The 21,636-nt window shown below is 68.9% G+C and carries 19 protein-coding genes; 9 read left to right on the forward strand and 10 right to left on the reverse strand.

Translation table 11 applies throughout. The features are described 5' to 3' along the window. Positions 1–160 precede the first annotated feature (160 nt). Together D9601_RS01465 and D9601_RS01470 are read left to right on the forward strand one after the other, a co-directional pair. Positions 161–2,395 (forward strand): ribonuclease R family protein, encoded by a 2,235-nt coding sequence (locus tag D9601_RS01465; RefSeq protein ID WP_332837873.1) that lies wholly within the window; start codon positions 161–163, stop codon positions 2,393–2,395. After that, complete coding sequence (locus D9601_RS01470) at positions 2,392–2,721, forward strand: hypothetical protein (protein WP_198352165.1); 330 nt, start codon at positions 2,392–2,394, stop codon at positions 2,719–2,721. The genes D9601_RS01465 and D9601_RS01470 overlap by 4 nt, the downstream gene beginning before the upstream one ends. Positions 2,722–2,726: 5 nt before the next feature. On the opposite strand, the gene D9601_RS01475 is transcribed toward D9601_RS01470, so the two are convergent. Both D9601_RS01475 and D9601_RS01480 read right to left on the reverse strand, forming a co-directional pair. Continuing rightward, positions 2,727–3,875: a saccharopine dehydrogenase family protein gene (locus tag D9601_RS01475; RefSeq protein WP_198352166.1), complete on the reverse strand. Its 1,149-nt coding sequence runs from the start codon at positions 3,873–3,875 to the stop codon at positions 2,727–2,729. Between the two features lie 205 nt (positions 3,876–4,080). Further along, on the reverse strand, positions 4,081–5,850 hold the full coding sequence (locus D9601_RS01480; RefSeq protein ID WP_198352167.1) for an ABC transporter transmembrane domain-containing protein: 1,770 nt from the start codon (positions 5,848–5,850) through the stop codon (positions 4,081–4,083). Positions 5,851–6,007: 157 nt separating this feature from the next. Between D9601_RS01480 and D9601_RS01485 the strand changes: the two genes are divergently transcribed. Beyond that, the gene (locus tag D9601_RS01485; RefSeq protein WP_198352168.1) at positions 6,008–7,243 is read left to right on the forward strand and encodes a polyhydroxyalkanoate depolymerase; all 1,236 of its coding nucleotides are present in this window, start codon (positions 6,008–6,010) and stop codon (positions 7,241–7,243) included. Positions 7,244–7,296: 53 nt separating this feature from the next. Here D9601_RS01485 and D9601_RS01490 read toward each other — a convergent pair whose 3' ends face one another. The 3 genes from D9601_RS01490 to D9601_RS01500 all read right to left on the reverse strand — a co-directional run bounded on the left by D9601_RS01490 (position 7,297) and on the right by D9601_RS01500 (position 9,852). Further along, positions 7,297–7,779, reverse strand: a complete 483-nt coding sequence (locus D9601_RS01490; RefSeq protein ID WP_198352169.1) for a pyridoxamine 5'-phosphate oxidase family protein — start codon at positions 7,777–7,779, stop codon at positions 7,297–7,299. A 359-nt stretch (positions 7,780–8,138) separates the two neighbouring features. Next, positions 8,139–9,317, reverse strand: a complete 1,179-nt coding sequence (locus D9601_RS01495; RefSeq protein ID WP_198352170.1) for an acetyl-CoA C-acyltransferase — start codon at positions 9,315–9,317, stop codon at positions 8,139–8,141. 58 nt (positions 9,318–9,375) lie between these two features. Then, positions 9,376–9,852 carry a MaoC family dehydratase gene (locus D9601_RS01500; protein WP_198353329.1) on the reverse strand — a complete coding sequence of 159 codons (477 nt, stop codon included), beginning with the start codon at positions 9,850–9,852 and terminating at the stop codon, positions 9,376–9,378. 116 nt (positions 9,853–9,968) lie between these two features. Between D9601_RS01500 and putA the strand changes: the two genes are divergently transcribed. The 3 genes from putA to vapC are packed head-to-tail and all read left to right on the forward strand — an operon-like array spanning position 9,969 to position 13,675. Next, positions 9,969–12,974, forward strand: a complete 3,006-nt coding sequence (gene putA / locus D9601_RS01505) for a bifunctional proline dehydrogenase/L-glutamate gamma-semialdehyde dehydrogenase PutA (protein WP_232473771.1) — start codon at positions 9,969–9,971, stop codon at positions 12,972–12,974. A 33-nt stretch (positions 12,975–13,007) separates the two neighbouring features. Beyond that, positions 13,008–13,268: a type II toxin-antitoxin system VapB family antitoxin gene (gene vapB, locus D9601_RS01510; RefSeq protein WP_332837874.1), complete on the forward strand. Its 261-nt coding sequence runs from the start codon at positions 13,008–13,010 to the stop codon at positions 13,266–13,268. After that, the gene (gene vapC, locus D9601_RS01515; RefSeq protein WP_198352172.1) at positions 13,268–13,675 is read left to right on the forward strand and encodes a type II toxin-antitoxin system tRNA(fMet)-specific endonuclease VapC; all 408 of its coding nucleotides are present in this window, start codon (positions 13,268–13,270) and stop codon (positions 13,673–13,675) included. Before vapB ends, vapC begins: the two co-directional genes overlap by 1 nt. A gap of 5 nt (positions 13,676–13,680) precedes the next feature. On the opposite strand, the gene D9601_RS01520 is transcribed toward vapC, so the two are convergent. Then, a complete protein-coding gene (locus D9601_RS01520; protein ID WP_198352173.1) occupies positions 13,681–14,832 on the reverse strand; it encodes a mechanosensitive ion channel family protein in 1,152 nt (383 codons plus the stop codon). A 136-nt stretch (positions 14,833–14,968) separates the two neighbouring features. Next, on the reverse strand, positions 14,969–15,988 hold the full coding sequence (locus D9601_RS01525) for a DNA topoisomerase IB (protein WP_198352174.1): 1,020 nt from the start codon (positions 15,986–15,988) through the stop codon (positions 14,969–14,971). A 140-nt stretch (positions 15,989–16,128) separates the two neighbouring features. Here D9601_RS01525 and D9601_RS01530 point away from each other — a divergent pair, with 140 nt between their 5' ends. Next, positions 16,129–16,683 carry a type 1 glutamine amidotransferase domain-containing protein gene (locus D9601_RS01530; protein WP_198352175.1) on the forward strand — a complete coding sequence of 185 codons (555 nt, stop codon included), beginning with the start codon at positions 16,129–16,131 and terminating at the stop codon, positions 16,681–16,683. A 4-nt stretch (positions 16,684–16,687) separates the two neighbouring features. On the opposite strand, the gene D9601_RS01535 is transcribed toward D9601_RS01530, so the two are convergent. From D9601_RS01535 to D9601_RS19975, 3 genes are read right to left on the reverse strand one after another with little or no spacing between them, the layout of a single operon-like run. Next, on the reverse strand, positions 16,688–17,806 hold the full coding sequence (locus tag D9601_RS01535; RefSeq protein WP_198352176.1) for an acyltransferase family protein: 1,119 nt from the start codon (positions 17,804–17,806) through the stop codon (positions 16,688–16,690). Next, positions 17,803–19,182, reverse strand: a complete 1,380-nt coding sequence (locus tag D9601_RS01540) for a putative O-glycosylation ligase, exosortase A system-associated (RefSeq protein ID WP_198352177.1) — start codon at positions 19,180–19,182, stop codon at positions 17,803–17,805. Before D9601_RS01540 ends, D9601_RS01535 begins: the two co-directional genes overlap by 4 nt. Beyond that, on the reverse strand, positions 19,182–19,307 hold the full coding sequence (locus tag D9601_RS19975) for a hypothetical protein (RefSeq protein ID WP_269769637.1): 126 nt from the start codon (positions 19,305–19,307) through the stop codon (positions 19,182–19,184). Before D9601_RS19975 ends, D9601_RS01540 begins: the two co-directional genes overlap by 1 nt. A 247-nt stretch (positions 19,308–19,554) precedes the next feature. Between D9601_RS19975 and D9601_RS01545 the strand changes: the two genes are divergently transcribed. After that, positions 19,555–20,820: a TIGR04063 family PEP-CTERM/XrtA system glycosyltransferase gene (locus tag D9601_RS01545; RefSeq protein WP_198352178.1), complete on the forward strand. Its 1,266-nt coding sequence runs from the start codon at positions 19,555–19,557 to the stop codon at positions 20,818–20,820. Beyond that, positions 20,793–21,572, forward strand: coding sequence for a hypothetical protein (locus D9601_RS01550; RefSeq protein WP_198352179.1), 780 nt, complete (start codon positions 20,793–20,795; stop codon positions 21,570–21,572). Before D9601_RS01545 ends, D9601_RS01550 begins: the two co-directional genes overlap by 28 nt. Positions 21,573–21,636 lie beyond the last annotated feature (64 nt).

A 21,636-nucleotide genomic window follows, 5' to 3' on the forward strand; every position in this document is an offset into this window, starting at 1 on the left:
CACACACCGATCCGGTCCACGCTTGCGGAACGGTAGATGCCGGAACAAGTCCGGCATGACGGGGGTGTCGTCACCTCCGCGAGCAAACCTTATTCGCGGCTTCGCGTCTTCGCGCGAACAAACCCATGACGAACCGTGCCCGCCACCCTATCTCCGTTCCGTGGCGAAGAAACCCAGACCCGGCCTGCCGACGCGGCAGCAGATCCTCGACTTCATCGAACAGTCGGACGTTCCCGCAGGCAAGCGCGAGATCGCGCGCGCCTTCGGTCTCAGCGCGCAGGATAAGATCGCGCTGAAGGCGCTGCTCAAGGACATGGGCGACGAGGGGCTGATCGATTCCGCCCCTGGTCGCGCCTTCCACAAGATGGGCGGGGTGCCGAAGGTGACGGTGCTGCGCATCGCCGACGTCGACGATGGCGGCAACGTCTGGGCGGTGCCGGAACGCTGGGAAGCGGACGGCCCGCCGCCGCGGCTGCGGGTGCGCGAGCGCAAGCGTGGCTCGCTCGGCGTCGGCGAACGTATTCTCGCGCGCACCGAGGAGGCCGGTAACGGCTGGATCGCGCATCCGATGAAGACGCTGGCGCGCGCGTCGGAGCAGATGCTGGGCGTGCTGCGCGAGGAAGCCGGCCGCTTCTGGCTGACGGCGGTCGACAAGAAGGAACGGCGCGAGGTCGCGGTGTCAGACGCGGGCGGGGCCGAGGCGGGCGATCTGGTGCTGGCGGAAAAGGCGGGACGGCCGCCGCGGATCACCGCCAAGGTGGTGCAGCGGCTGGGCGATCCGTTCGCGCCGAAGAGCTTTTCGCTGATTGCGATCCACAAGCACGACATTCCCGATACCTTCATGGCGGAGACGCTGGACGAGGCGGCGCGGGTCGCGACGCTGCCGCTCGGCGACGACCGCGAGGACCTGCGCCATCTGCCCATCGTCGCGATCGATCCGGCGGATGCGCGCGACCATGACGATGCGGTCTGGGCGACGCCCGACGACGATCCGGCGAACGAGGGCGGCTGGCAGGCGGTGGTCGCGATCGCCGACGTCAGTTTCTACGTCCGGCCCGGTTCGGCGCTCGACCGCGATGCGCGGCGACGGGGCAATTCGGTCTATTTCCCCGACCGCGTCGTGCCGATGCTGCCGGAGGTGCTGTCCGCCGACGTCTGTTCGCTGAAGCAGGGCGTCGATCGCGCGGCCCTGGTCTGCCACCTGCAGGTCGGCCGCGCCGGCGCGCTGAAGAGCTGGCGGTTCAGCCGTGCGGTGGTGCGGATCGCGGCGAACATCGCCTATGAGGATGCGCAGGCGACGATCGATGCGGGCGAAGGCGCGATGATCGATGCGCTGCGCCCGCTCTGGGACTGCTGGCGCGCGCTGGCGGCGGCGCGGGACAAGCGCGAGCCGCTCGAGCTCGACCTGCCGGAGCGGCGTGTCGTGCTCGACGAGAAGGGGCGGCTGCTCTCGGTCGCGCCGCGCGAGCGGCTCGATGCGCACCGGCTGATCGAGGATTACATGATCGCCGCCAATGTCGCCGCCGCCAAGGCGCTGGAGGCAAAGAAGGCGCCGGTGATGTACCGCGTCCATGAGCCGCCGGCACGGGAGAAACTGGTCGCGCTCAAGGACTATCTGGAGACGTTCGGCGTACCGTTCGCGCTGGGCCAGGTGATCCGCCCGGCGACGTTCAACCATATCCTCGACCGGGTCGGCGAGGCGGATTTCCGCCCGCAGGTGATGGAGCAGGTGCTGCGCACGCAGACCCAGGCCTATTATGCGCCGGCCAATCAGGGGCATTTCGGGCTGGCGCTCGGTTCCTACGCGCATTTCACCTCGCCGATCCGGCGCTACGCGGACCTGCTGGTGCATCGATCGCTGGTCGGTGCCTATGGCCTGGGGCCGGGGGCGCTGACGCCGGAGGATGCGGCGGGCATGGAGCGGATCGGCGAAACGATCAGCGGGCTGGAGCGCCGGGCGATGGAGGCGGAGCGCGAGACGCTCGACCGCTATGTCGCCGCCTTCCTCGCCGAGCGGGTCGGGCAGGTGATGGAGACGCGGATCACCGGGGTCGCCAATTTCGGCTTCTTCGCGACGGTCGAGGGGATCGGCGGCGACGGCCTCGTCCCGGTGCGCGACCTCGGCGGCGAATATTTCCGCTTCGACGAGGCGGCGCGGCAATTGGTCGGCGAGGATAGCGGCGACGTCTATGCGCTCGGCCAACGGCTGGAGCTGAAGCTGGCGGAGGCGAACCCGGTGTCCGGCGCGCTGCGCTTCGAACTGCCGGGTGGCAAGGGCGCGTTGCCGGTGCGGCGTGGGCCCGGTCGTGGCGGCGGCGGGCCGGTGCGCAAGGACCGGGTGCTCGGCAAGCGCGGCCGGCCGGGCAACATCCGTCATCAAGGCCGGCGACGGTGAGCTCGCTGCGTATCGTGCCGCCGCCGGCGCCGGCGGTGCGGACGCGCTACCTCGTCCACGGGTCGATCGCGCCGCGCTTCGTCGAGGCAGGGGCGCTGAGCATGGCGGAGGCGATCCCGTTCGTGCCGGCCGATCCGCGCGAGGCGCGGGCGCTCGCGGCAATGGTCGCGGACGGGTCGATCCGCACGCTGGGCGGCGGGCGGTTCTGGTTCGACATGCAAGCCTATGAGGCGGCACGCGAGGCGCGGCGCCGGCGGCGGTTGCCGGTGATGCTGCTGGTGGCGCTGCTGATCGCTGGCGTAATGCTGTTCTTCTATCACGGCTGAGCGCGTCAGCCGGCGGTGAAGCGCAGCCCCGCCTTGTCCTGCAACCGGTCGCGCAGCGTCGTGCCGAGCAGCGCGCCCGGCGTCCAGATGCCGCCGTCGCCCTCGGTCTCGACCAGGCAGCGCGCGGTTTCTGCGATCATCTTGCTGGTCGAGCCATAGCCCGGATCGCGATCGCCGGTGACCACCGCGTCGAAGCGGGCGCCGTCGGGCATCAGGCCGACGAACAGCAGGTCGTAATGGCCGCTGTCGCGCTCCTCCTTGCTGGGCCCTTCGCCGGGCTTGGGGCCCTTGTCGTTGCCGAGCGGATTGAGCTTGGCGATCGCCTCCGCCGCGGCCTTGCCCATCTCGCCGAGTCCGGCGACCATCATCTCGTCATAGACGAAGTCGGTGCCATAGGGATGGCCGCGCAGGAAGTTGGTGCGGTGGACATTCTTGGTGTTGATCGCCGCCATGATGAACGGCGCGACCCAGGTGTTGAGCGTCGGGTCGAACTCCGGGAGCAGGCCGACCGGCTGGTGCGGGCCGCTGAAGCCGGGGGTCAGCGAGAAGGGATTGGTGAGCAGGCCGACGATCGACGGATCGCGCGCCGCGGCGGCGAGCGTCGCGCGGAAGCTCGCCGCGGTGCCGCCGGAGAAGCTGCCCTTCATCGTCCGCACGCGGCCCTTCACGCGCGGCGCGGGTCGGCCGTATTTGGCGCGGGCGCAGTCCTGCAGCGTCAGTACACCGAGATCGAAGGGGATCGAATCGAAGCCGCAGGAGAAGACGATGCGCGCGCCGGTGCGCTGCGCCTCAGCGTGATGGGCGTCGATCATGTGGCGCATCCATGCGGGCTCGCCGCACAGGTCGACATAGCCGGTGCCGGTGGCGGCGCAGGCGGCGACGAGGTCGCTGCCGTAAAGCTGGTAGGGGCCGACGGTGGTCAGCACCACCTGCGTCCGTTCGGCGAGCGAGCGGAGCGCGGCGGGATCGTCGGAGTCGGCGACGAGCAGCGGCAGGTCGGCGGGCGCGCCGATCGCGTCGCGCACTTCCTGCAGCTTGGTCAGGTTGCGGCCCGCCATCGCCCATCGTGCTACCCCTTCGGCGACCAGATATTCGGCAACGAGCCGGCCGGTGAAGCCGGTGGCGCCGTACACGATGATGTCGAAGTCGCGCATGGAAAGATCCTGCCTTTTGACCCGATGATGGGCGTCTATGGGCAGGGGATCAAGCAGGCTTGCCGGTCGTGCGCCGTCTCAAACCTCGCTTGTCATCCCGGCGAAAGCCGGGGCCCATGGATACGGCGCGGCAGGCGATAGCGCGCAAGATCGGCGTCCAGCACCCACGGGTTCCGGCTTTCGCCGGAATGACGAATTGAACATGCTATGCCGCTTCGTGGAACTGCAGGCTCGCCAGCCGCGCGTAGAGGCCGCCGCGGCCGATCAGGGCGCCGTGCGGGCCTTCCTCGACGATGCGGCCCTGATCCATCACGACGATGCGCTGCGCCGCGCGGACGGTGGCGAGCCGGTGGGCGATGACGAGGGTGGTGCGGTTTTCCATCAGCCGCTCCAGCGCCTGCTGGACGAGCCGCTCACTCTCCGCGTCAAGGGCGCTGGTCGCCTCGTCCAAGAGCAGGATCGGCGCGTCGCGCAGCAGCGCGCGGGCGATGGTGATCCGCTGACGCTGGCCACCCGACAGTCGGGCGCCGCCTTCACCGAGGAAGGTGTCGAGCCCCTCCGGCAGCGCGCGCAGGAAGTCGGCGGCATTGGCCGCCTCCGCGGCGGCCCAAAGCAGATCGTCGTCCGCCTGCCAGTCGCCGTAGCGCAGATTGTCGCGCGCCGTTGCGCCGAAGATCACGGTCTCCTGCGGCACCATCGCGATCTGGGCGCGGATCGCGGCGGGATCGGCCTCGGTCAGGTCGACGCCGTCGAGCAGGATGCGGCCCGCCGCCGGATCGTAGAAACGCTCGGCGAGCTGGAACAGGGTCGACTTGCCCGCACCCGACGGGCCGACCACCGCCACCGTTTCGCCGGGTCGGATGGCGAGGCTGAGGCCGTCGAGCGCCGCGACCTCGGGCCGGGTAGGATAGCGGAAGTGCACGTCGTCGAAGGTCAGCGCGCCGCGTACCGGCACGGGCAGCGGGATCGGCGCGGCGGGGCGGGCGATCTCCGGCCGTTCGTGGAGCAGTTCGGCGATACGACTCGCCGCTCCTGCGCCGCGCAGCAGGTCGCCATAGACTTCGGTCAGCGCGCCGAATGCCCCGGCGACGATGCCGCCGGTCAGCACGAAGGCGAACAGGCCGCCGCCGGACAGACGCCCGGCGGTGACGTCGGCGACGCCTTCCCAGACGACCAGGGTGATCGAGCCGAAGATCAGTGCGATCATGATCGCGGTCATAATCGCACGCAGGCCGATGCGGCGCTTGGCGGCGGCGAAGGTGGCGTCGACCGCGCCGCCGAAGCGATTCGCCTCGCGATCCTCCTGGCCGAAGGCCTGGACGATCTTCATCGCGCCCAGTGTCTCGGTGATCATCGCGCCGACATCCGCGACGCGATCCTGCGACGTGCGCGAATGGGCACGGATGCGGCGGCCGAAGATGGTGACCGGCAGGATGATCAACGGGATGCCGAGCAGCAGCATGCCGGCGAGCTTCGGCGACAGCCAGAACAGATAGACCGTGCCGCCGATCGCGGTGAAGGTGTTGCGCAGCGCGATCGACACGGTGCTGCCGACCACGGTTTCAATCAGCGTCGTATCGGAGGTCAGGCGCGAGGCGATCTCCGACGGACGGTTCTCTTCGAAGAAGCGCGGGCTGAGGCCAAGCAGATGGCGTTGCACCTGCAGCCGCAGGTCGGCGACGACGCGCTCGCCGAGCCAGGAGACGAAGTAGAAGCGGACCGCCGTGGCAAGCGCGAGCACGCCGACGATCATCAGCAGATAATGGAAGGATGCCGCGACGGAGCCGTGCGCGTCCGGGCCGAAGCCGCGATCGATCACCCGCTTGAAGCCGGCGGGGATTGCGACCGTCGCGGCAGAGGTGGTGGCAAGCGCGGCAAGGGCGAAGGCGAGCTCGCGCGGGTAGCGCAGCACGCGGTCCCATACGAGGCGGAGGTCGCCGAGACGGCGGCCCGGAGGGGGCGGGGATGCGGCCATGATCGTCAGGCGCCTAGCAGTGCGTATCGGTCCGCTCAACGTCGCTGCCCCGCTGATCGACGCGGCTGCTCACCGTAAGCGCAACGTTTCGTCGCAATCCGCCGTTTAGGTCAAAGTGTTTACGGACACGGCAACCGACATGGGATAGAAGCGCGCCATGCTGTACGATGCCTATGAATTCCAGCGTTCGATGCTCGCCGGTGCCAGTGCCATGGCTACCTTCAGTGCCGGACTGCTTCAGAACCCTGCCAATCCCTGGGCTTATCTTGGCGGCGGATCGGTGGTGGCGAGCGCGCTGGAGGTCTTCGCCCATGCCGCCGCCCCGCGGGGGAAGCCGGCGTTCGGCCTGACCCACACGGTGATCGAGGGTGTCGAGGTGCCGATCCACGAAGAGATCGTGCTGCAAAAGCCGTTCGGCCAGCTCAAGCGCTTCCGCCGCGAGGGCGTGGAGGGCGGGCCGCGGCTGCTGATCGTCGCGCCGATGTCGGGCCATTTCGCCACGTTGCTGCGCGGCACGGTCGAGCGGATGCTGCCGGTCGCCGACGTCTACATCACCGACTGGCGCGACGCGAAGCTGGTTCCCCTGTGGGAGGGGCGCTTCGATCTCGACGATTACATCGATTATCTGATCGCCTTCCTCGAGGCGATCGGTCCGGACGCCGGCGGCCGGGGGGCCAACATGCTGGCCGTCTGCCAGCCGTCGGTGCCCTGCTATGCCGCGACCGCCCTGATGTGCGCCGACGGCAATCCGTGCCGGCCGCGGACGCTGACGATGATGGGTGGCCCGATCGACACGCGCGAGGCGCCGACCGCGGTCAACACGCTGGCCACGGAGCGGCCGCACGCCTGGTTCGAGCAGAATGCGATCGCGACCGTGCCGATGACCTATCCGGGCGCAGGCCGAAAGGTCTATCCCGGCTTCCTCCAGCTCGCCGGCTTCATGTCGATGAACCTCGGCAACCACATGATGAGCCATTGGGAGATGTTCAAACATCTCGTCCAGGGCGACGGCGAGGGTGCGGCGTCAACCAAGGCCTTCTACGAAGAATATCGGTCGGTCTGCGACATGACCGCCGAATTCTATCTGCAGACGGTCGACCTCGTCTTCCAGACCCATGCCCTGCCGCGCGGCGAGATGACGCATCGCGGCCGCCGGGTCGATCCCGGCGCGATCACCGACGTCGGCCTGTTGGCGATCGAGGGCGAGCGGGACGATATCTCCGGGCTCGGCCAGACCAAGGCGGCGCTGACGCTGGCGACTGCGCTGGCGGAGGACAAGAAGCGCTATCTGATGGTCGAGGGCGCCGGCCATTACGGCATCTTCAACGGGTCTAAGTGGCGCAACCGCGTCGCGCCCGTCGTCGAGGAATGGATGGCCGCCAACGCCGGATAAGCGAAGGGGCGCGAGCGCCGTCGCGCCGCGCCCCTCATCGTGCCGGATCAGGCTCAGGCGACCGCGTCGACCACCGCGTGGCTGCTCGACTCGTCGCCACGGATCGTGCCGCCGAACAGCATCTTGACCCGGCCCGACAGCGAGATGTCGGTTTCCCATAGTTCGGCGCTGTCGATGTCGAAGCGCAGCAGCGTCAGGTTGGGGTCTTCCTTGCCGCCCGGGAACCAGGCCTCGACCTGATTATTCCACAGCCGGTCGATCTGCGCGTGATCGTTCGCCTGCGACACGGTGCCGGCGAGGCAGGCGAAGAAGTCGTGGCCCTTGCCGACGAACTGCGCCATCGCATCGCCGCCCCTGGCGATGCGATTGTCCTTGCCGGCGAAGAAGAACAGCGTGTTGGGCTGGCTGTCGTCGAGCTGCGCGGTCATCGGCTCGCTGTGTTCGCCGTTGGTCAGGCCGATCATCACGAATGGGCTGTCGTGCAGCTTGGACAGGAACTTGTCGGCGATCTCCTGGGGATTGTCTTGGTCGGCCACGGCACGTCTCCTGATGCGAGGGGTTTGCCGGAGAACGAGCGCGCCGGGGGTTGGTTGCGCGATAGGGCCGCGGCGGCCACGATCGCTGGCGGCGGCAATCCTGCCGCTTTAGCAGAAAGGACGACGCATGACCGTTGCCGATCTGTGCCTGATCCTGGGCGTGCTCTTTGCCTTCGGGACCCTGGTCCTGAAGATCATCGAAGTGGCGCGAAACAGATAAGGTGCACGGGCGGGGCTCGGGCTGCAACCCGAGCCCCAAACGTTTGAGCCCCGGTCGCTGCAACGACCGGGGCTCGGCAGAAAGGCGCTCATGACATCGCCGCCCCCGTATATACCGTTTCGGCCTTAACGCTTCAACCTCACAGCACCTCGAACAGCCCCGCCGCGCCCATGCCGCCGCCGACGCACATCGTCACCACGACATATTTGGCGCCGCGGCGCTTGCCCTCGATCAGGGCGTGGCCGGTCATGCGGGCGCCCGACATGCCATAAGGGTGGCCGATCGAGATCGCGCCGCCGTTGACGTTGAGCAGCTCGTCCGGAATGCCGAGCGTGTCGCGGCAGTAGAGGACCTGGACCGCAAACGCCTCGTTCAGCTCCCACAGGCCGATGTCGTCCATCTTGAGGCCGTTCTTCTCGAGCAGCTTGGGCACCGCGAAGACCGGGCCGATGCCCATCTCGTCGGGCTTGGTGCCCGCGACGGCCATACCGACATAGCGGCCGAGCGGGGTCAGGCCGCGCGCGGCGGCGACGCTTTCCTCCATCAGCACGCTGGCGGAGGCGCCATCGGACAGTTGGCTGGCGTTGCCGGCAGTGATGTGGCCGTCCGGGCCGACGACGGGCTTGAGCGAGTGCAGCCCCTCCAGCGTTGTGTCGGCACGGTTGCCCTCGTCCTTCGACAGGGTGACCTGCTTCTTGGTGACCTCCTTGGTCTCCTTGTCGATCAGGTCCATCTCCGCGTCGAGCGGGACGATCTCGTCGTCGAACTTGCCGGCGGCCTGCGCCGCGGCGGTACGCTGCTGCGACTGCAGGCCATAGGCGTCTTGCGCGTCGCGGCCGATGCCGTAGCGCTTGGACACCACCTCGGCGGTCTGCAGCATCGGCATGTAGATGTCGGCGTGCATCGCGATCAGCGCCTTGTCCGGGGCGACGCGCATCTGCGGGGTCTGCACCATGCTGATGCTCTCGACGCCGCCGCCGACGGCGATGTCCATGCCGTCCTGGACGATCTGCTTGGCGGCGGTGGCGATCGCCATCAGGCCGCTGGCGCACTGGCGGTCGAGCGACATGCCCGGCACCGAGGTCGGCAGGCCGGCGCGGAGCAGCGCCTGGCGGGCGATGTTGGTCGACTGGTGCCCCTGCTGCAGCGCGGCGCCGAACACCACGTCCTCGACCTCGCCGCCGTCGAGGCCGGCGCGCTTGACCGCATGGGCGATGGCGTGGCCGGCCAGCGCCTGCGGCGTGGTGGCGTTGAAGGCGCCGCGATAGGCGCGGCCGATCGGGGTGCGGGCGGTGGAGACGATGACGGCGGAGCGCATGGGTCGTTCTTCCCTAACTTCACGCACAGATGCGTGGGTTTAAAACCAACAATCGTGATTAGACAAAGGCTTGGCTGATCCACTCGGCGATCAGGGCGGGCTTGTCCTGCCCTTCGATCTCGACGGTGAACTGGGTGGTCTGCTGGAACTGGCCCGGGCGCTTCTCCTCGAAGCTCAGCAGGTGGAAGCGGCCGCGCACGCGGCTGCCCGCGCGCACCGGGGTGAGGAAGCGAACCTTGTTGCCGCCGTAGTTGACGCCCATCCGCACGCCGGCGAGCCGCGGCGCGTCGGGCACCTTGCTGGCGAGCAGCGGCATCAGCGACAGGGTGAGGAAACCGTGCGCGATCGTGCCGCCGAACGGCGTCGCGGCCGCCGCGACCGGATCGACGTGGATGAATTGGTGGTCGCCGGTCGCATCAGCGAACAGGTCGATCATCGCCTGCGTCACCTCGACCCAGTCGGACACGGTCTCGCTGCCGACCCGCGCCTGCATCTCCGCCAGCGTCACTTCCGCCACGCCATTCCCCTCGACCATCATTTGGCGCTAGACGCGCGAGCATCCTGTAGGCGCGGCGGACCGTTCCCCGCAAGCCTTGCCAGACCGAAAGCGCGAACATGTCCATCACCGTAACGTCAACAGCCCGCGAAACCATGGCTCGGCTGCATCGTGCCAGCGAACCCGATGTTCTAAAGCCGCTGCTCGACCGCGCCGCCGCGTCGCCCGATTCGAGGGAGCGGATCATGGCGCACGCCTCCGGCCTGCTCGCCGACCTGCGCGCGGCGCAGAATCGCGGCTGGGTGAACCAGTTCCTGCAAGAATATCGGCTCAATTCGTCGGAGGGCGTGGCGCTGCTCAGCCTGGCGGAGGCGTTCCTGCGCGTGCCCGATCCGGAGACGGCGGACCTGCTGATCGCAGACAAATTGGGCGAGGCGGACTGGCGCGCGCACACCGGCAAATCGTCGTCCAAGCTGGTCAATTCGGCGACTTGGGGGCTGGTCGTCGGCCGGGCGCTGGTCGGCGAGGGGGAGGCGGGGCCGCTCAAGCGCCTGATCAGCCGCGCCGGCGAACCGTTCGTGCGCCAGGCGGTGGGCGCGGCGATGAAGATGATGGGCGAGATCTTCGTCATGGGCCGCACCATCGACGAGGCGATGCGTCGGATGAAGCGCGGCGAGAACAAGGGCTTCACCGCCAGCTTCGACATGCTGGGCGAGGCGGCGCGGACCTTCGACGACGCGGATCGCTATTTCCGGGCCTATGTCGGCGCGATCGACGCGGTCGGCAGCGACCCGGCGGCGGGCCATTCGGTGTCGGTCAAGCTGTCGGCGCTGCATCCGCGCTACGAGGTCGCGCGCTGGGACGAATGCGTGCCGGCACTGACCGCGATGCTGGAGGCGCTGGCGGTGCAGGCGGCGGCCAAGAACATCGCGCTGACCGTCGATGCCGAGGAATCCGAGCGGCTGGAGATGAGCCTCGATATCATCGGCAACGTCGCCGGCCTGCCGTCGCTGAAAGGTTGGGACGGCTTCGGCATGGCGGTACAGGCTTATGGCAAGCGGGCGCGGCCCGTCGTCGCCTGGGCCAACGGGCTCGACCGGATCATGAACGTGCGCCTTGTGAAAGGCGCCTATTGGGACAGCGAGATCAAGCGGACGCAGGTCGAGGGCCTGTCCGACTATCCATTGTTCACGCGCAAGGCGGCGACCGACGTCTCCTATCTGGCGGTCGCCAAGGACATGCTGGCGGCGGAGAACATCCGCCCTGCCTTTGCCAGCCACAATGCGCTGACCGTCGCCACCATCCTGGAATGGGCGGGCAACAGCCGCGATTTCGAGTTCCAGCGCCTGCACGGTATGGGTGACGGCCTGTACGAGCGGCTGGTCCGCGAACAGGGCTATCATTGCCGCATCTATGCGCCGGTCGGCGGCCATCGCGACCTGCTCGCCTATCTCGTCCGGCGCCTGCTGGAGAATGGCGCCAATTCGAGCTTCGTGCACCAGCTTGCGGATGCGCGGCTGAGCGAGGACGAGATCCTGGCGGACCCGGTGGCGAAGATCGCGGCGCTGGGCGGCAGCCGGCATCCGTCGATCCCGCTGCCCAAGGATCTGTTCGCGCCGGGGCATCGCAATTCGGAAGGCCTCGACCTGGCGGATCGGGCGGTGCTGGAGCGGACGGTGAAGGCGGTCAACGCGCCCCTCCCGTTCGGGGGAGCAATTGGGGGTGGGGCTGCTCAACGAACGCCATCGCCCGAGGATACGCCCCACCCCAACCCCTCCCCTGAAGGGGAGGGGGTTGCTGATGTGCAAGCCGCCGTCACCCGCGCTGCCGCCGCCTTCCCGGCCTGGTCGACCACCCCGGTCGACCATCGCGCCGAAATCCTGGAGCGGCTTGCCGACCTGCTCGAGGAGAATCGCGATCAGCTGATGGCGATCTGCGTACAGGAGGCGTTCAAGACGATCCCGGACGCGATTGGCGAGGTGCGCGAGGCGGCGGATTTCTGTCGCTATTATGCGGGCGAGGCGCGCGCGCGGCTGCGGCCCGTGGAACTGCCGGGGCCGACCGGCGAACGCAACACGCTGCATATCGAGGGGCGCGGCGTCTGGGCGACGGTGGCGCCGTGGAATTTCCCGCTGGCGATCTTCCTGGGCCAGACGGTGGCGGCGCTGGTCGCGGGCAACACCGTCGTCGCCAAGCCGGCGCCGCAGACGCCCGAGATCGCGCGCGCCGCGGTCGCCCTCGCGCACCGGGCCGGCGTGCCGACCGATGCGCTGATCCTGGTCACCGGCGGGCCGGAGGTCGGCGCGGCGCTGACCGGCGACGTGCGCATCGCTGGCGTCGCCTTCACCGGATCGACCGCCACCGCCAAGCGGATCGCGCGTACTCTGGTGGCCGACGACGAGCGGCCGATCGTGCCGCTGATCGCGGAGACCGGCGGGATCAACGCGATGATCGTCGATTCAACCGCGCTGCCCGAACAGGTGGTGGCGGATGTCGTCACCTCGTCCTTCCGCTCGGCGGGGCAGCGCTGTTCGGCCCTGCGCCTGCTACTGGTGCAGGAGGACGTCGCCGATGGCGTGATTGCGATGCTCAAGGGAGCGATGGACACGCTGCGGCTCGGCGACCCCGGTGATCCGCGCACCGATGTCGGCCCGGTGATCGACCGCGCCGCCTATGACAAGTTGATGGCCTATCGCGCCGCGGCGGGCGAGCGGGTGATCAAGACTCTGGATGCGCCGGCAGACGGCCTGTTCGTGCCGCCGACGCTGATCCGGCTCGACCGGATCGAGGATCTGGATCGCGAATGGTTCGGCCCGATCCTGCACGTTGCGACCTGGGAGGCGGGCAAGCTTTCGGAGACGATCGCGCGGGTCAACGCCAAGGGTTATGGCCTGACCATGGGGCTGCACAGCCGCATCGCACGGGCGGCGGAAGTCGCCGAGGGCGAGGCGGCGGTCGGCAACCTCTATATCAACCGCTCGATGATCGGCGCGGTGGTCGGCAGCCAGCCGTTCGGCGGCGAGGGCCTGTCCGGCACCGGGCCGAAGGCGGGTGGGCCGCATTATCTCTATCGTTTCTGCGCGGAGCGGGCGGTGTCGGTGGATACGACCAGCGCGGGTGGCAATGCGACGTTGCTCAGCCTGGACGAAGGGGGGATTTGAGGCTGTACGCCACGCTACTCCTTGTATATCCCGGTGGTATATCCCAGCTTCGTCGGGATGGAGGAGACGGTGATGACCAACACGACGGTGTTCCAGTCGAACCGGTCGCAGGCGGTGCGGCTGCCCAAGGATGTCGCCTTCCCGGACGGGGTGCGTGAGGTCAGCGTGCTGCGCGATGGCGCACGGCGGATCATCGTACCGGCTGACCGCAGCTGGGACGATTTCTTCGCGGCCGCAGGGTTCGATCTGGGCGAGCGCGATCAACCCGCGGCGCAGGAGCGTGACGCCTTCTGATGCTGCGCTATCTGCTCGACACCAACCTGTGCATCCGGGTGTTGCGCGATCGACCACAGAGCATCCGCGAGCGGTTCAATGCCGAGGCGGATGGGCTGTGCATCTCTACCGTCGTATTGACCGAATTGTACCATGGCGCCGCCAAGTCGGCGCGACCGGTCGAGAACCGGGCGGAGGTGGAGCGCTTCGCCAACCGGCTCGCGGTGCTGCCGTTCGACGAAGCGGCGGCCGCCCACGCCGGCGACATCCGCGCAGCGCTGGAAGCGGAAGGGCGGCCGATCGGCGGCTATGACGTGCTGATCGCCGGCCATGCGCGCAGCCGGGGGCTGATCGTCGTGACCGGCAACCTACGCGAATTCACCCGCGTCGACGGGCTGCGATGCGAGGACTGGCTGCCGGCGAGTTGAGACTCTCAACTCCGCTGCCCATCAGCATAGGGCATAACGAGCTTGCCATCCGGAGCGGCGGTGTAGGTGGTCTGGGTCGGATAGGCGATGCCGATGCCTTCGGCGGCGAAGCGGCGGATGATCGCGACCATGATGCGGTCGCGCATCGGATGCGCGGTCGCCCAGTCGTTGCCGGGAATGTCGAATTGCAGCGCATAGTCGAGGCTGGAGGCGCCGAACGTCTCGAAGCCGGACCGCGCGACCTTGCCGCCTTCGCCCTCGACGATCTCGCGCAGGATCGCGGGCACCTGTTCCAGCTTTTCCGGCGCGGTTTCGTAGGTGACGCCGATGGTGAACGATAGCCGGATATGGTCACGCACCGCGGTGTTGAGGATTTCCTTGTCGAGCAACTGGCGGTTGGAGATGATCCGCAACTCGCCGGTGAAGGCGCGGATGCGGGTGGATTTGAGGCCGATGGACTCGATCGTGCCGCTGCTCGAACCGTAGCTGATCGTGTCGCCGCGGCGGAACGGGCGGTCGAAGATGATCGCCAAGGCGGCGAACAGATCGGCGAAGATGCCCTGCGCGGCGAGGCCGATGGCGATGCCGCCGACGCCGAGTCCGGCAACCAGGCCGGTGACGTTGACGCCGAGATTGTCGAGCACGACGACGAGCGCGACCGCGAACAGCGCGACGGTGATCAGCAGACGGATCAGGCCGAGCGCCGACAGTAGCGCCTCGCCCGAATAGTTTTCGGCGCTGGTGCGATGCTCGATCGCGCCGAGGATCAGTTCGCGCGCCCAGATCGCCGCTTGGAAGACGGAGGCGACCGTCCACAGGAAGTTGATCGTGGTGGCGACCCCCTCCGGCGCGCCGGCATAGCCGGCGACCAGCTTGGCGGCGAGCATCACGATGAAGAAGTTGTTGGTGCGCGCGATGGTGCGGCCGAGCACATGGCCCCAGCCGCGCAGCCGCTGATCATGCTGGCACAGGCGATCACCCAGGCGGCGCAGGCCGTGCAGCGCAAGAACGATGACCGTGCCGGCGGCGAAGGCGATCAGGATCTGCAGCCAATGCTGCTGCAGCCACCACTGGCTTTCGCGCACGAGGTTGCCGGTCTGCTGTTGAATCGACTCGGTGTCGATCAGGGGGCCCTTCGGGGCGGAGGAATTGGCCATGGGATCCTCTTAAACTGATGTCTCGAGCCCCTCCCCTTCAGGAGAGGGGTCGGGAGTGGGGCTTCTCCGCGAAGGCGGCGCCTGTGGGAACGCTCCGCCCCACCCCCTCCCCTGAAGGGGAGGGGCTATTTGGGCGCTACGCTGCCTTGGCCAGTGCCGGCGCGAGGTCGGCAGGGGCGCCGGCTTCGAGAAAGGCGATCAGTCCACGCTCCTCGCGGCTGAGATAGCGCGCGGCGCGGGGCAGGCGCAACGCACGGCGGAAGGCGCCCTGGCCCTTCTTGACCAGGGCGATCAGCGACGGGTGGACGTAGCTCTTGCGGGCGATCGCCGGCGTGTTGCCGAGCCGCGCGACGACCGGCTCGAGCAGGGCCTTGAGGCTGAGGTCCGCCTCGGCACGGGCGAGCGCGTCGAAGGCGCAGACGCTGGCGCCCCAGGTGCGGAAATGCTTGGCGGAGAAGTCGCCGCCGGTCACCGCCTTGATATAGGCGTTGACGTCGGAGGAGGTGACGGGATGCGCCTCACCCTCGGCGTCGAGCCAGGCGAAGAGATGCTGTTCGTCGAGGTCCTGCATCTTCTTGACCGTGGCGGCGAGCCGTTTGTCGGTAACCGCGCAGTCGCGCTCCTTGCCCGATTTGCCCTTGTAGCGCAGGCGCAGCGTGCTGCCGCGGACGGTACCATGGCGTTTGCGCAGGGTGGTGGCGCCGAAGCTCTTGTTCGCCTCCGCATAGGCCTCGTTGCCGACGCGGATGTTGGTCTCGTCGAGCAGGCGGACGACCGCGGCGATGGCGCGTTCGCGGGTCAGGCCGCGCTGCGCCAGATCCTTCTCGACCCGGACTCGCAGGGCGGGGAGGGCACGGCCGAATTCGGCGCAGCGTTCGTATTTCGCCGCCTCCTGCGCCTCGCGAAATTGCGTGTGATAGCGATATTGCTTGCGGCCCTTCTCGTCCCAGCCGACCGCCTGGATATGGCCGTTGGGCTTGGGGCAGAACCAGGCGTCACGATAGGCGGGGGGCAGGCCGATCGCGTTCAGACGGTCGATCTCGTCGCGATCGGTGATGCGGTCCCCCTCGGCGTCATAATAGGCCCAGCCGTTCCGCACTTTCCTGCGGGTGATGCCGGGCTTGGAATCGTCGCAATAGACGATGCGGGTCGCCACGCGTGTCTCCGTTTTGAAACAATGGGTTGGCTGTCTTCGAAAATGCGCCGTCCGTCGCTTCGTTCCGGAACGGCCGGGGCGGGCGCGTGTTGGGCCCTGGCGATTCCCCTTCGCGACGTCCCAATCAGGAGTAACCCGACATGGCCGATCTCAGCCAAGCCCGCGTCCTCATGCTCGCCACCGACGGTTTCGAGCAGGACGAATTGTTCAAGCCTCGCCAGGCGCTGCTCGACGCTGGCGTGCAGGTGACGCTGGCGTCGATCAAGACCGACGCGATCCAGGGCATGGTCCACGACAGCGAGAAGGGCGAGACGATCACGCCCGACCTCACGCTAGACCAGGTCGACACCGACGATTACGACGCGCTGGTGCTGCCGGGCGGCGTCGGCAACCCCGACAAGATGCGGCTGCAGGAGCGCGCGGTCGAGATCGTCACCGAATTCATGGAGGACGACAAGATCGTCGCGGCGATCTGCCACGCACCGTGGCTGCTGGTCGAGGCGGACGTGGTCGACGGTCGTCGCGTGACGAGCTGGCCGTCGGTGCGCACCGATCTGGAGAATGCCGGTGCCGAGGTGGAGGACGATCAGGTCGTCGTCGACGGCAATCTGATCACCAGCCGCAAGCCGGACGACATCCCCGCCTTCAACGACGCGATCCTGAAGGCGCTGGAGGAAGAACTGACCGACGCCTGAGGCGCTACTCAGCCCCCCCTTTGAGGGGAGGAACAGGGGGTGGGGCGTCGCCTCGTACGCTCCGCGTGCGGAAAGGCCCCACCCCAAACCCTTCCCTGCAGGGGAGGGGCCCTGCGGCGTTCAGCCAGCGCTGCGTGGGGCGTTCCCATAGATGGTAGAGCGCGACCGACGCGATCAGCACCAGCAGCAGATAGGCGGCGATCGTCACGGGCGGCACCTGATCGCCGTGCACGAAGACGAGCTTGAACGCCTTCCACAGCAGGAAGTGCGACAGATAGGTCGCGAAGCTGATCTCGCCGAGATAATGGACGATGGCGAGCTCCAGCGGATGGCGCGGCCGGCCGGCGGTCTGCGCGAGCAGCATCAGCAGCGCGGCAAAACCGGTGGGAACGGTGAGGGCCTCCGGCGCGCCGAGCCACCGAGCGGCGGCAGCAAGGACAGCCACCGCGAGGGACAATCCGAGCGGCAGGCGGCGCAGGTAGAGCGCGGCGAGGATCGTGCCGCAGCCGAATTCGGTCAGGCAACGAAGCAGCCCGAAGCGCGGGATGTCGGCGCCGAGGGCCGGCTGGTCCGCCATGCCCCAGGCAAGCAGCCCAAGCAGCGCCACCGCCGATGCCAGCAGCGCCGGCGTCGGCCAGCGCCGCCAGTCGAGCGCGCAGGCGCATATCGGGAACAGCAGATAGGCCGCCGCCTCGCAACTGATCGACCAGGCCGGGTCGTTCCACGTCAGCCGGTTCGTGAAACCCCAATTCTGGACGAGCAGCAGGTGCGACGGCAGCTCCGCCCATGGAAAGGCGGGATCATGCCGCCCCGTCGCGGCGAACAGCGCGGCAAGCAGCACGCCGAACGCCAGCATGGCGACGTGCAGCGGCCAAATCCGCGCCACCCGCTTGCGCCAGAAGCCGGGCACGGCGGCGACACCGCCGTCGTGCAGCCGCGGCCCCCAGGTCAGCCAGATGACGAAGCCGGACAGCAGGAAGAAGAAATCGACCGCCAGATAGCCGTGCGCGAACGCCGCCTCCATCGACGGCGGCAGGCCGGCGATGCTGGCGCGGACATGGTAGAGCACCACCGCCCAGGCGGCGAGGCCGCGGGCGCCGGTGAGCGCGCGCAATTCGCTCATGCCGGCAGCGGCGGGGCCGGATCGGGCGGCGATGCGGCGGAGACGCGGCGGACGAAGCCGGTATGGCCCTGTTCGGCGCGACGGCGCGACAGATAGGTGTCGAGCCCGATCTGCGCGCCGAGCAGCATGTAGACGAACGGCTGAAAGGCGATGGCGACGAAGGCGGCGCCGAGCAGATAGACGCAATGCGCGGTCTGCAGCGCGGCGGCGAGCGGCCCGGCCCAGCCGAACTCACCCTCCGGATCGCGGTAGCGCCGGCGCAGCACCTCCATGCGGATCAGCCCGATCAGGCTGATCGACAGCCACAGCGCGAGGCCGGGATAGCCCTGTTCGCCGAGCGTTTCGAAATAGGCGCTGTGATAGCCGCGCGCCTTGTCGGTCACCGCCATGTCGGCGACAACGGGGGCGGGGCCGCTGCCGTCCGTCTTCTTGATCTCGTAGCGGATGCGGTTGCCGCGATAGGCCTCGAACCCGCCGCCGAACGGGTGCGACTTGGCATAGTCGATCGTCCACTTCCACACGGCGACGCGGGTCGAGGCGGATTCGTCGGCGTCATGGTTCTTGATCGTGCTCATCCGGTCGGTGAACGAGGCCGGCAGGAACGGCACCGACAGCACCGCCAGGCCACCGATCAGCGACAGATAGAGGAACTTGCGGCGGGTGTTGCGCAGCGACAGCAGCGCGACGAGCACGATGCAGACCAGGCCGGTGCGCGTCGACGTGCCGATCGGGATCAGCAGACAGGCGAAGATCAGCGCCAGCCCATAGCCCTTCATCCGCCAGTCCGGGGGGAAGATCGTGCCCCAGCGCATGAACCAGGCGATCAGCGGCACGATCGCGATCGCGACGGTGGAGATGGTCGAGCCCTCATACAGGCCCGAATTGTTGTTGACCATCAGGTCGAGCTGGCCATAGCCGCCGCCGCCGGCCAGCGTCTTGATGCCCCCGACGATGATGATCGCGCCCGCCGAAACGATCATGAACAGCAGCAGCGCCTCGATGCGCAACCGCGTGCGCAGGGTCAGCGGCAGGAAGGCGGCGAAGGCCAGGCATTTCCACACCCAGTCCCATTTGTCCTTGGCGTCGAGGGGGAAATCGGCGCCGAGCGTCGTCGCCCAGCAATAGAGCAGCAGCAGCACGATCAGGCCCTGCCGGGGGGCGAAACGGCTGTCGCTCTTGTCGTCGGCGATCAGCCAGCCGCCGACCGCCATCGCCACCGCGATCAGCGAGATCGGGATGCTGTTGAGCAGCAGATAGGTCAGCCGCTGCGGCGAGACGATGTCGATGTAGACATAGGCCAGCACGAGCAGGAACGGCCGGCGCAGCCCCATGCCGAACAAAGCGACGAGAAAGCCGATGAAGGCGAGGTCGCGCATCAGTCGCGCTTGCCCCAGTGGCGCGGCGGCGGCGCTTCGGAATCGAGGTCGGGCCGGCGCAGCAGCCGCCATGCGGCGAGCAGCAGTAGCGCATGCGTCAGGCCGAGCGCGAAATTGTCGATCATGGCAGCCCGGCGCTCCTTCCCGCCATCGCGCTGCCTAGCGACCAGCGGTTGACGGAGGCTTAAACCTGACACGGATGGCATCGCGGGAAGGGTGCAGCTACCGCCAGGACATAGGATGGGGCGCTCCGACGCGTGCTGGAGCGATCGGCGCTATCCGCCGGTCCGGAATGCTTCGCACGTTCGCGAGCCGACCATCCGCCACCATCGCTGACGCGGCGTTAACGGGGATCGTGGCAAGGCGTGCATCATGCGCATCCTCCATGTCCTCGATCACGGCCTGCCGCTGCAGAGCGGCTATACCTTTCGCACGCGCGCGATCCTGAAGGCGCAGGAGGCACGCGGTTGGCAGGTGGCGGCGGTCACCGGGCCGCGGCAGGGTGCCTGCGCCGATGCGGTCGAATCGGTCGACGGCATAACCTTTCACCGGACGCCGCCGGTCGGCGGCACCGGGCCGGTCGGCGAGGCGCGCGGCATCCGCGCCTTCGCGCGGCGGATTGACGCGGCGGTGGAGTCGTTCCGTCCGGACGTGCTGCATGCGCATTCGCCCGCGCTCGACGCGGTCGCCGCCTGGCTGGTCGCGCGGCGGTGGGGCTTGCCGCTGGTCTATGAGATCCGCGCCTTCTGGGAGGATGCGGCGGTCGGCAACGGCACAGGGCGCGAGGGATCGGCCCGGTATCGCGCGACGCGGGCGCTGGAAAATTGGGCGGTGGCGCGGGCCGACGCGGTGACGGTGATCTGCGAGGGCCTGCGCGGCGACCTGATCGCGCGCGGCGTGGCGGCCGACAAGGTGACCGTATCGCCCAATGGCGTCGACCTGTCGCTGTTCGGCGAACCGGTGCCGCGCGATCCGACGCTGGCCGCGGCGCTCGATCTGGTCGGGGCGGAGACGATCGGCTTCATCGGCAGCTTCTACGATTACGAGGGGCTCGACGATCTGATCGCGGCGATGCCGGCGCTGGTCGCGGCGCGGCCGCGGGCGCGGCTGCTGCTGGTCGGCGGCGGGCCGATGGAGGCGGCGTTGCGCGCACAGGCGGCGGCGTCGCCGGCGGCACAGGCGATCCGCTTCGTCGGCCGGGTGCCGCACACCGAGGTGGAGCGCTATTATGCGCTGGTGGACGTGCTCGCCTATCCCCGCAAACGGATGCGACTGACCGACCTCGTCACGCCGCTCAAGCCGCTGGAGGCGATGGCGCAGGGGCGGCTGGTCGCGGCCTCCGACGTCGGCGGACATCGCGAACTGATCCGTTTTGGCGGTGACGGGGGCGGCGCGGGGGCCGGCGAGGGCGATACGGGCACGCTGTTCGCGCCCGACGATCCCGCGGCGATCGCCACCGCGCTCGCCGGCCTGCTCGCCGACCGGTCGGACTGGGAGGCGCGCCGCGGCCGGGCGCGCCGCTTCGTCGAGCAGGAGCGTAACTGGTCGTCAAATATTTGCCGTTACGAACCGATTTACCAAAGGCTCACCGCCGCAAGACTGGATCGATCATGGCCGCGTTCTTCCGCCCGCACCTGACCCTCTCTGCCGTCGCCCCCTGGATCGCGCCCGTCGGTGGCGCGATCGTAGGCGGGGCGGTGGCGGCGCTGTTCCTGCTGGTGCCGGGCGGGACGCTGGAGGATTGGGTGTGGCGCAGCGGCGTCGCGGCGCTAGTGCCGGTGGCGCAGCCGCCACTCGGCACCACCGCGCGAATGGTGCTGGCACTGGGCGCGGGCTGCGTCGCCGCGGCGGTGAGCTGGTCGGCGCTGTTCCTGCTGTTCGGCGTGGGCGGGGTGTTCGGCCGCAAGGACACGCCGGGCGAGGCGGGCGCGCCGGTGCTGCGCCGCGCCGATGCGCATCCCGACGCGCCGTCGCGCCGGCCGCTGTCCGCCGCCGATCTCGGTGCGCCGCTGCCGCCACCGACTCCGGCATCGGACGAGGTCGTGGACGCGACGCCCGCCGCCGTGGTGGCGGAGGCCCTGACGCAGGCAGTCGAGATCCTGCCGGCGCCGCTCGCCACGTCGCCGTCGCCGCCCGTACCGCCGGTCGAGCGCGCCTTGCCAGCGGACCTCGATCAGCCGCTCGCCGCCTTCCACCCCGAAGCGGTGCCCGATGCGCCGCGCGAACCGATTCGTCCGGTCGCCCCGCTCCGCACGCCGGTCGCGCTCGGCCAGGGGGAGCGGATCGCCACGGTCGAACTGCCGGTCCGGCCGGAGACGAACGAACCGCCGTCGATCGAGGCGCTGCTCCGCCGCCTGGAACAGGGCGCCCGCCGCCAGGCGCGGGCCTGATCCCATAAAAAGGCCGGCCCCGCGGTGATGCGGGACCGGCAGTGTGGCCGATGGCAGCGAGGGA

Origin of the sequence: Sphingomonas sp. MA1305, assembly GCF_016107325.1 — a bacterium.
Lineage (GTDB): Bacteria > Pseudomonadota > Alphaproteobacteria > Sphingomonadales > Sphingomonadaceae > Sphingomonas.

Excerpts from the sequence above, each read along its gene's own strand:
- D9601_RS01475 (WP_198352166.1), bottom strand. The coding sequence starts at position 3,875 with ATGCGCGACTTCGACATCATCGTGTACGGCGCCACCGGCTTCACCGGC.
- D9601_RS01480 (WP_198352167.1), bottom strand. The coding sequence starts at position 5,850 with ATGGCCGCATCCCCGCCCCCTCCGGGCCGCCGTCTCGGCGACCTCCGC.
- D9601_RS01485 (WP_198352168.1), top strand. The coding sequence starts at position 6,008 with ATGCTGTACGATGCCTATGAATTCCAGCGTTCGATGCTCGCCGGTGCC.
- D9601_RS01495 (WP_198352170.1), bottom strand. The coding sequence starts at position 9,317 with ATGCGCTCCGCCGTCATCGTCTCCACCGCCCGCACCCCGATCGGCCGC.
- D9601_RS01500 (WP_198353329.1), bottom strand. The coding sequence starts at position 9,852 with ATGGTCGAGGGGAATGGCGTGGCGGAAGTGACGCTGGCGGAGATGCAG.
- putA (WP_232473771.1), top strand. The coding sequence starts at position 9,969 with ATGGCTCGGCTGCATCGTGCCAGCGAACCCGATGTTCTAAAGCCGCTG.
- vapC (WP_198352172.1), top strand. The coding sequence starts at position 13,268 with ATGCTGCGCTATCTGCTCGACACCAACCTGTGCATCCGGGTGTTGCGC.
- D9601_RS01520 (WP_198352173.1), bottom strand. The coding sequence starts at position 14,832 with ATGGCCAATTCCTCCGCCCCGAAGGGCCCCCTGATCGACACCGAGTCG.
- D9601_RS01530 (WP_198352175.1), top strand. The coding sequence starts at position 16,129 with ATGGCCGATCTCAGCCAAGCCCGCGTCCTCATGCTCGCCACCGACGGT.
- D9601_RS01535 (WP_198352176.1), bottom strand. The coding sequence starts at position 17,806 with ATGAGCGAATTGCGCGCGCTCACCGGCGCCCGCGGCCTCGCCGCCTGG.
- D9601_RS01540 (WP_198352177.1), bottom strand. The coding sequence starts at position 19,182 with ATGCGCGACCTCGCCTTCATCGGCTTTCTCGTCGCTTTGTTCGGCATG.
- D9601_RS19975 (WP_269769637.1), bottom strand. The coding sequence starts at position 19,307 with ATGATCGACAATTTCGCGCTCGGCCTGACGCATGCGCTACTGCTGCTC.
- D9601_RS01545 (WP_198352178.1), top strand. The coding sequence starts at position 19,555 with ATGCGCATCCTCCATGTCCTCGATCACGGCCTGCCGCTGCAGAGCGGC.
- D9601_RS01550 (WP_198352179.1), top strand. The coding sequence starts at position 20,793 with ATGGCCGCGTTCTTCCGCCCGCACCTGACCCTCTCTGCCGTCGCCCCC.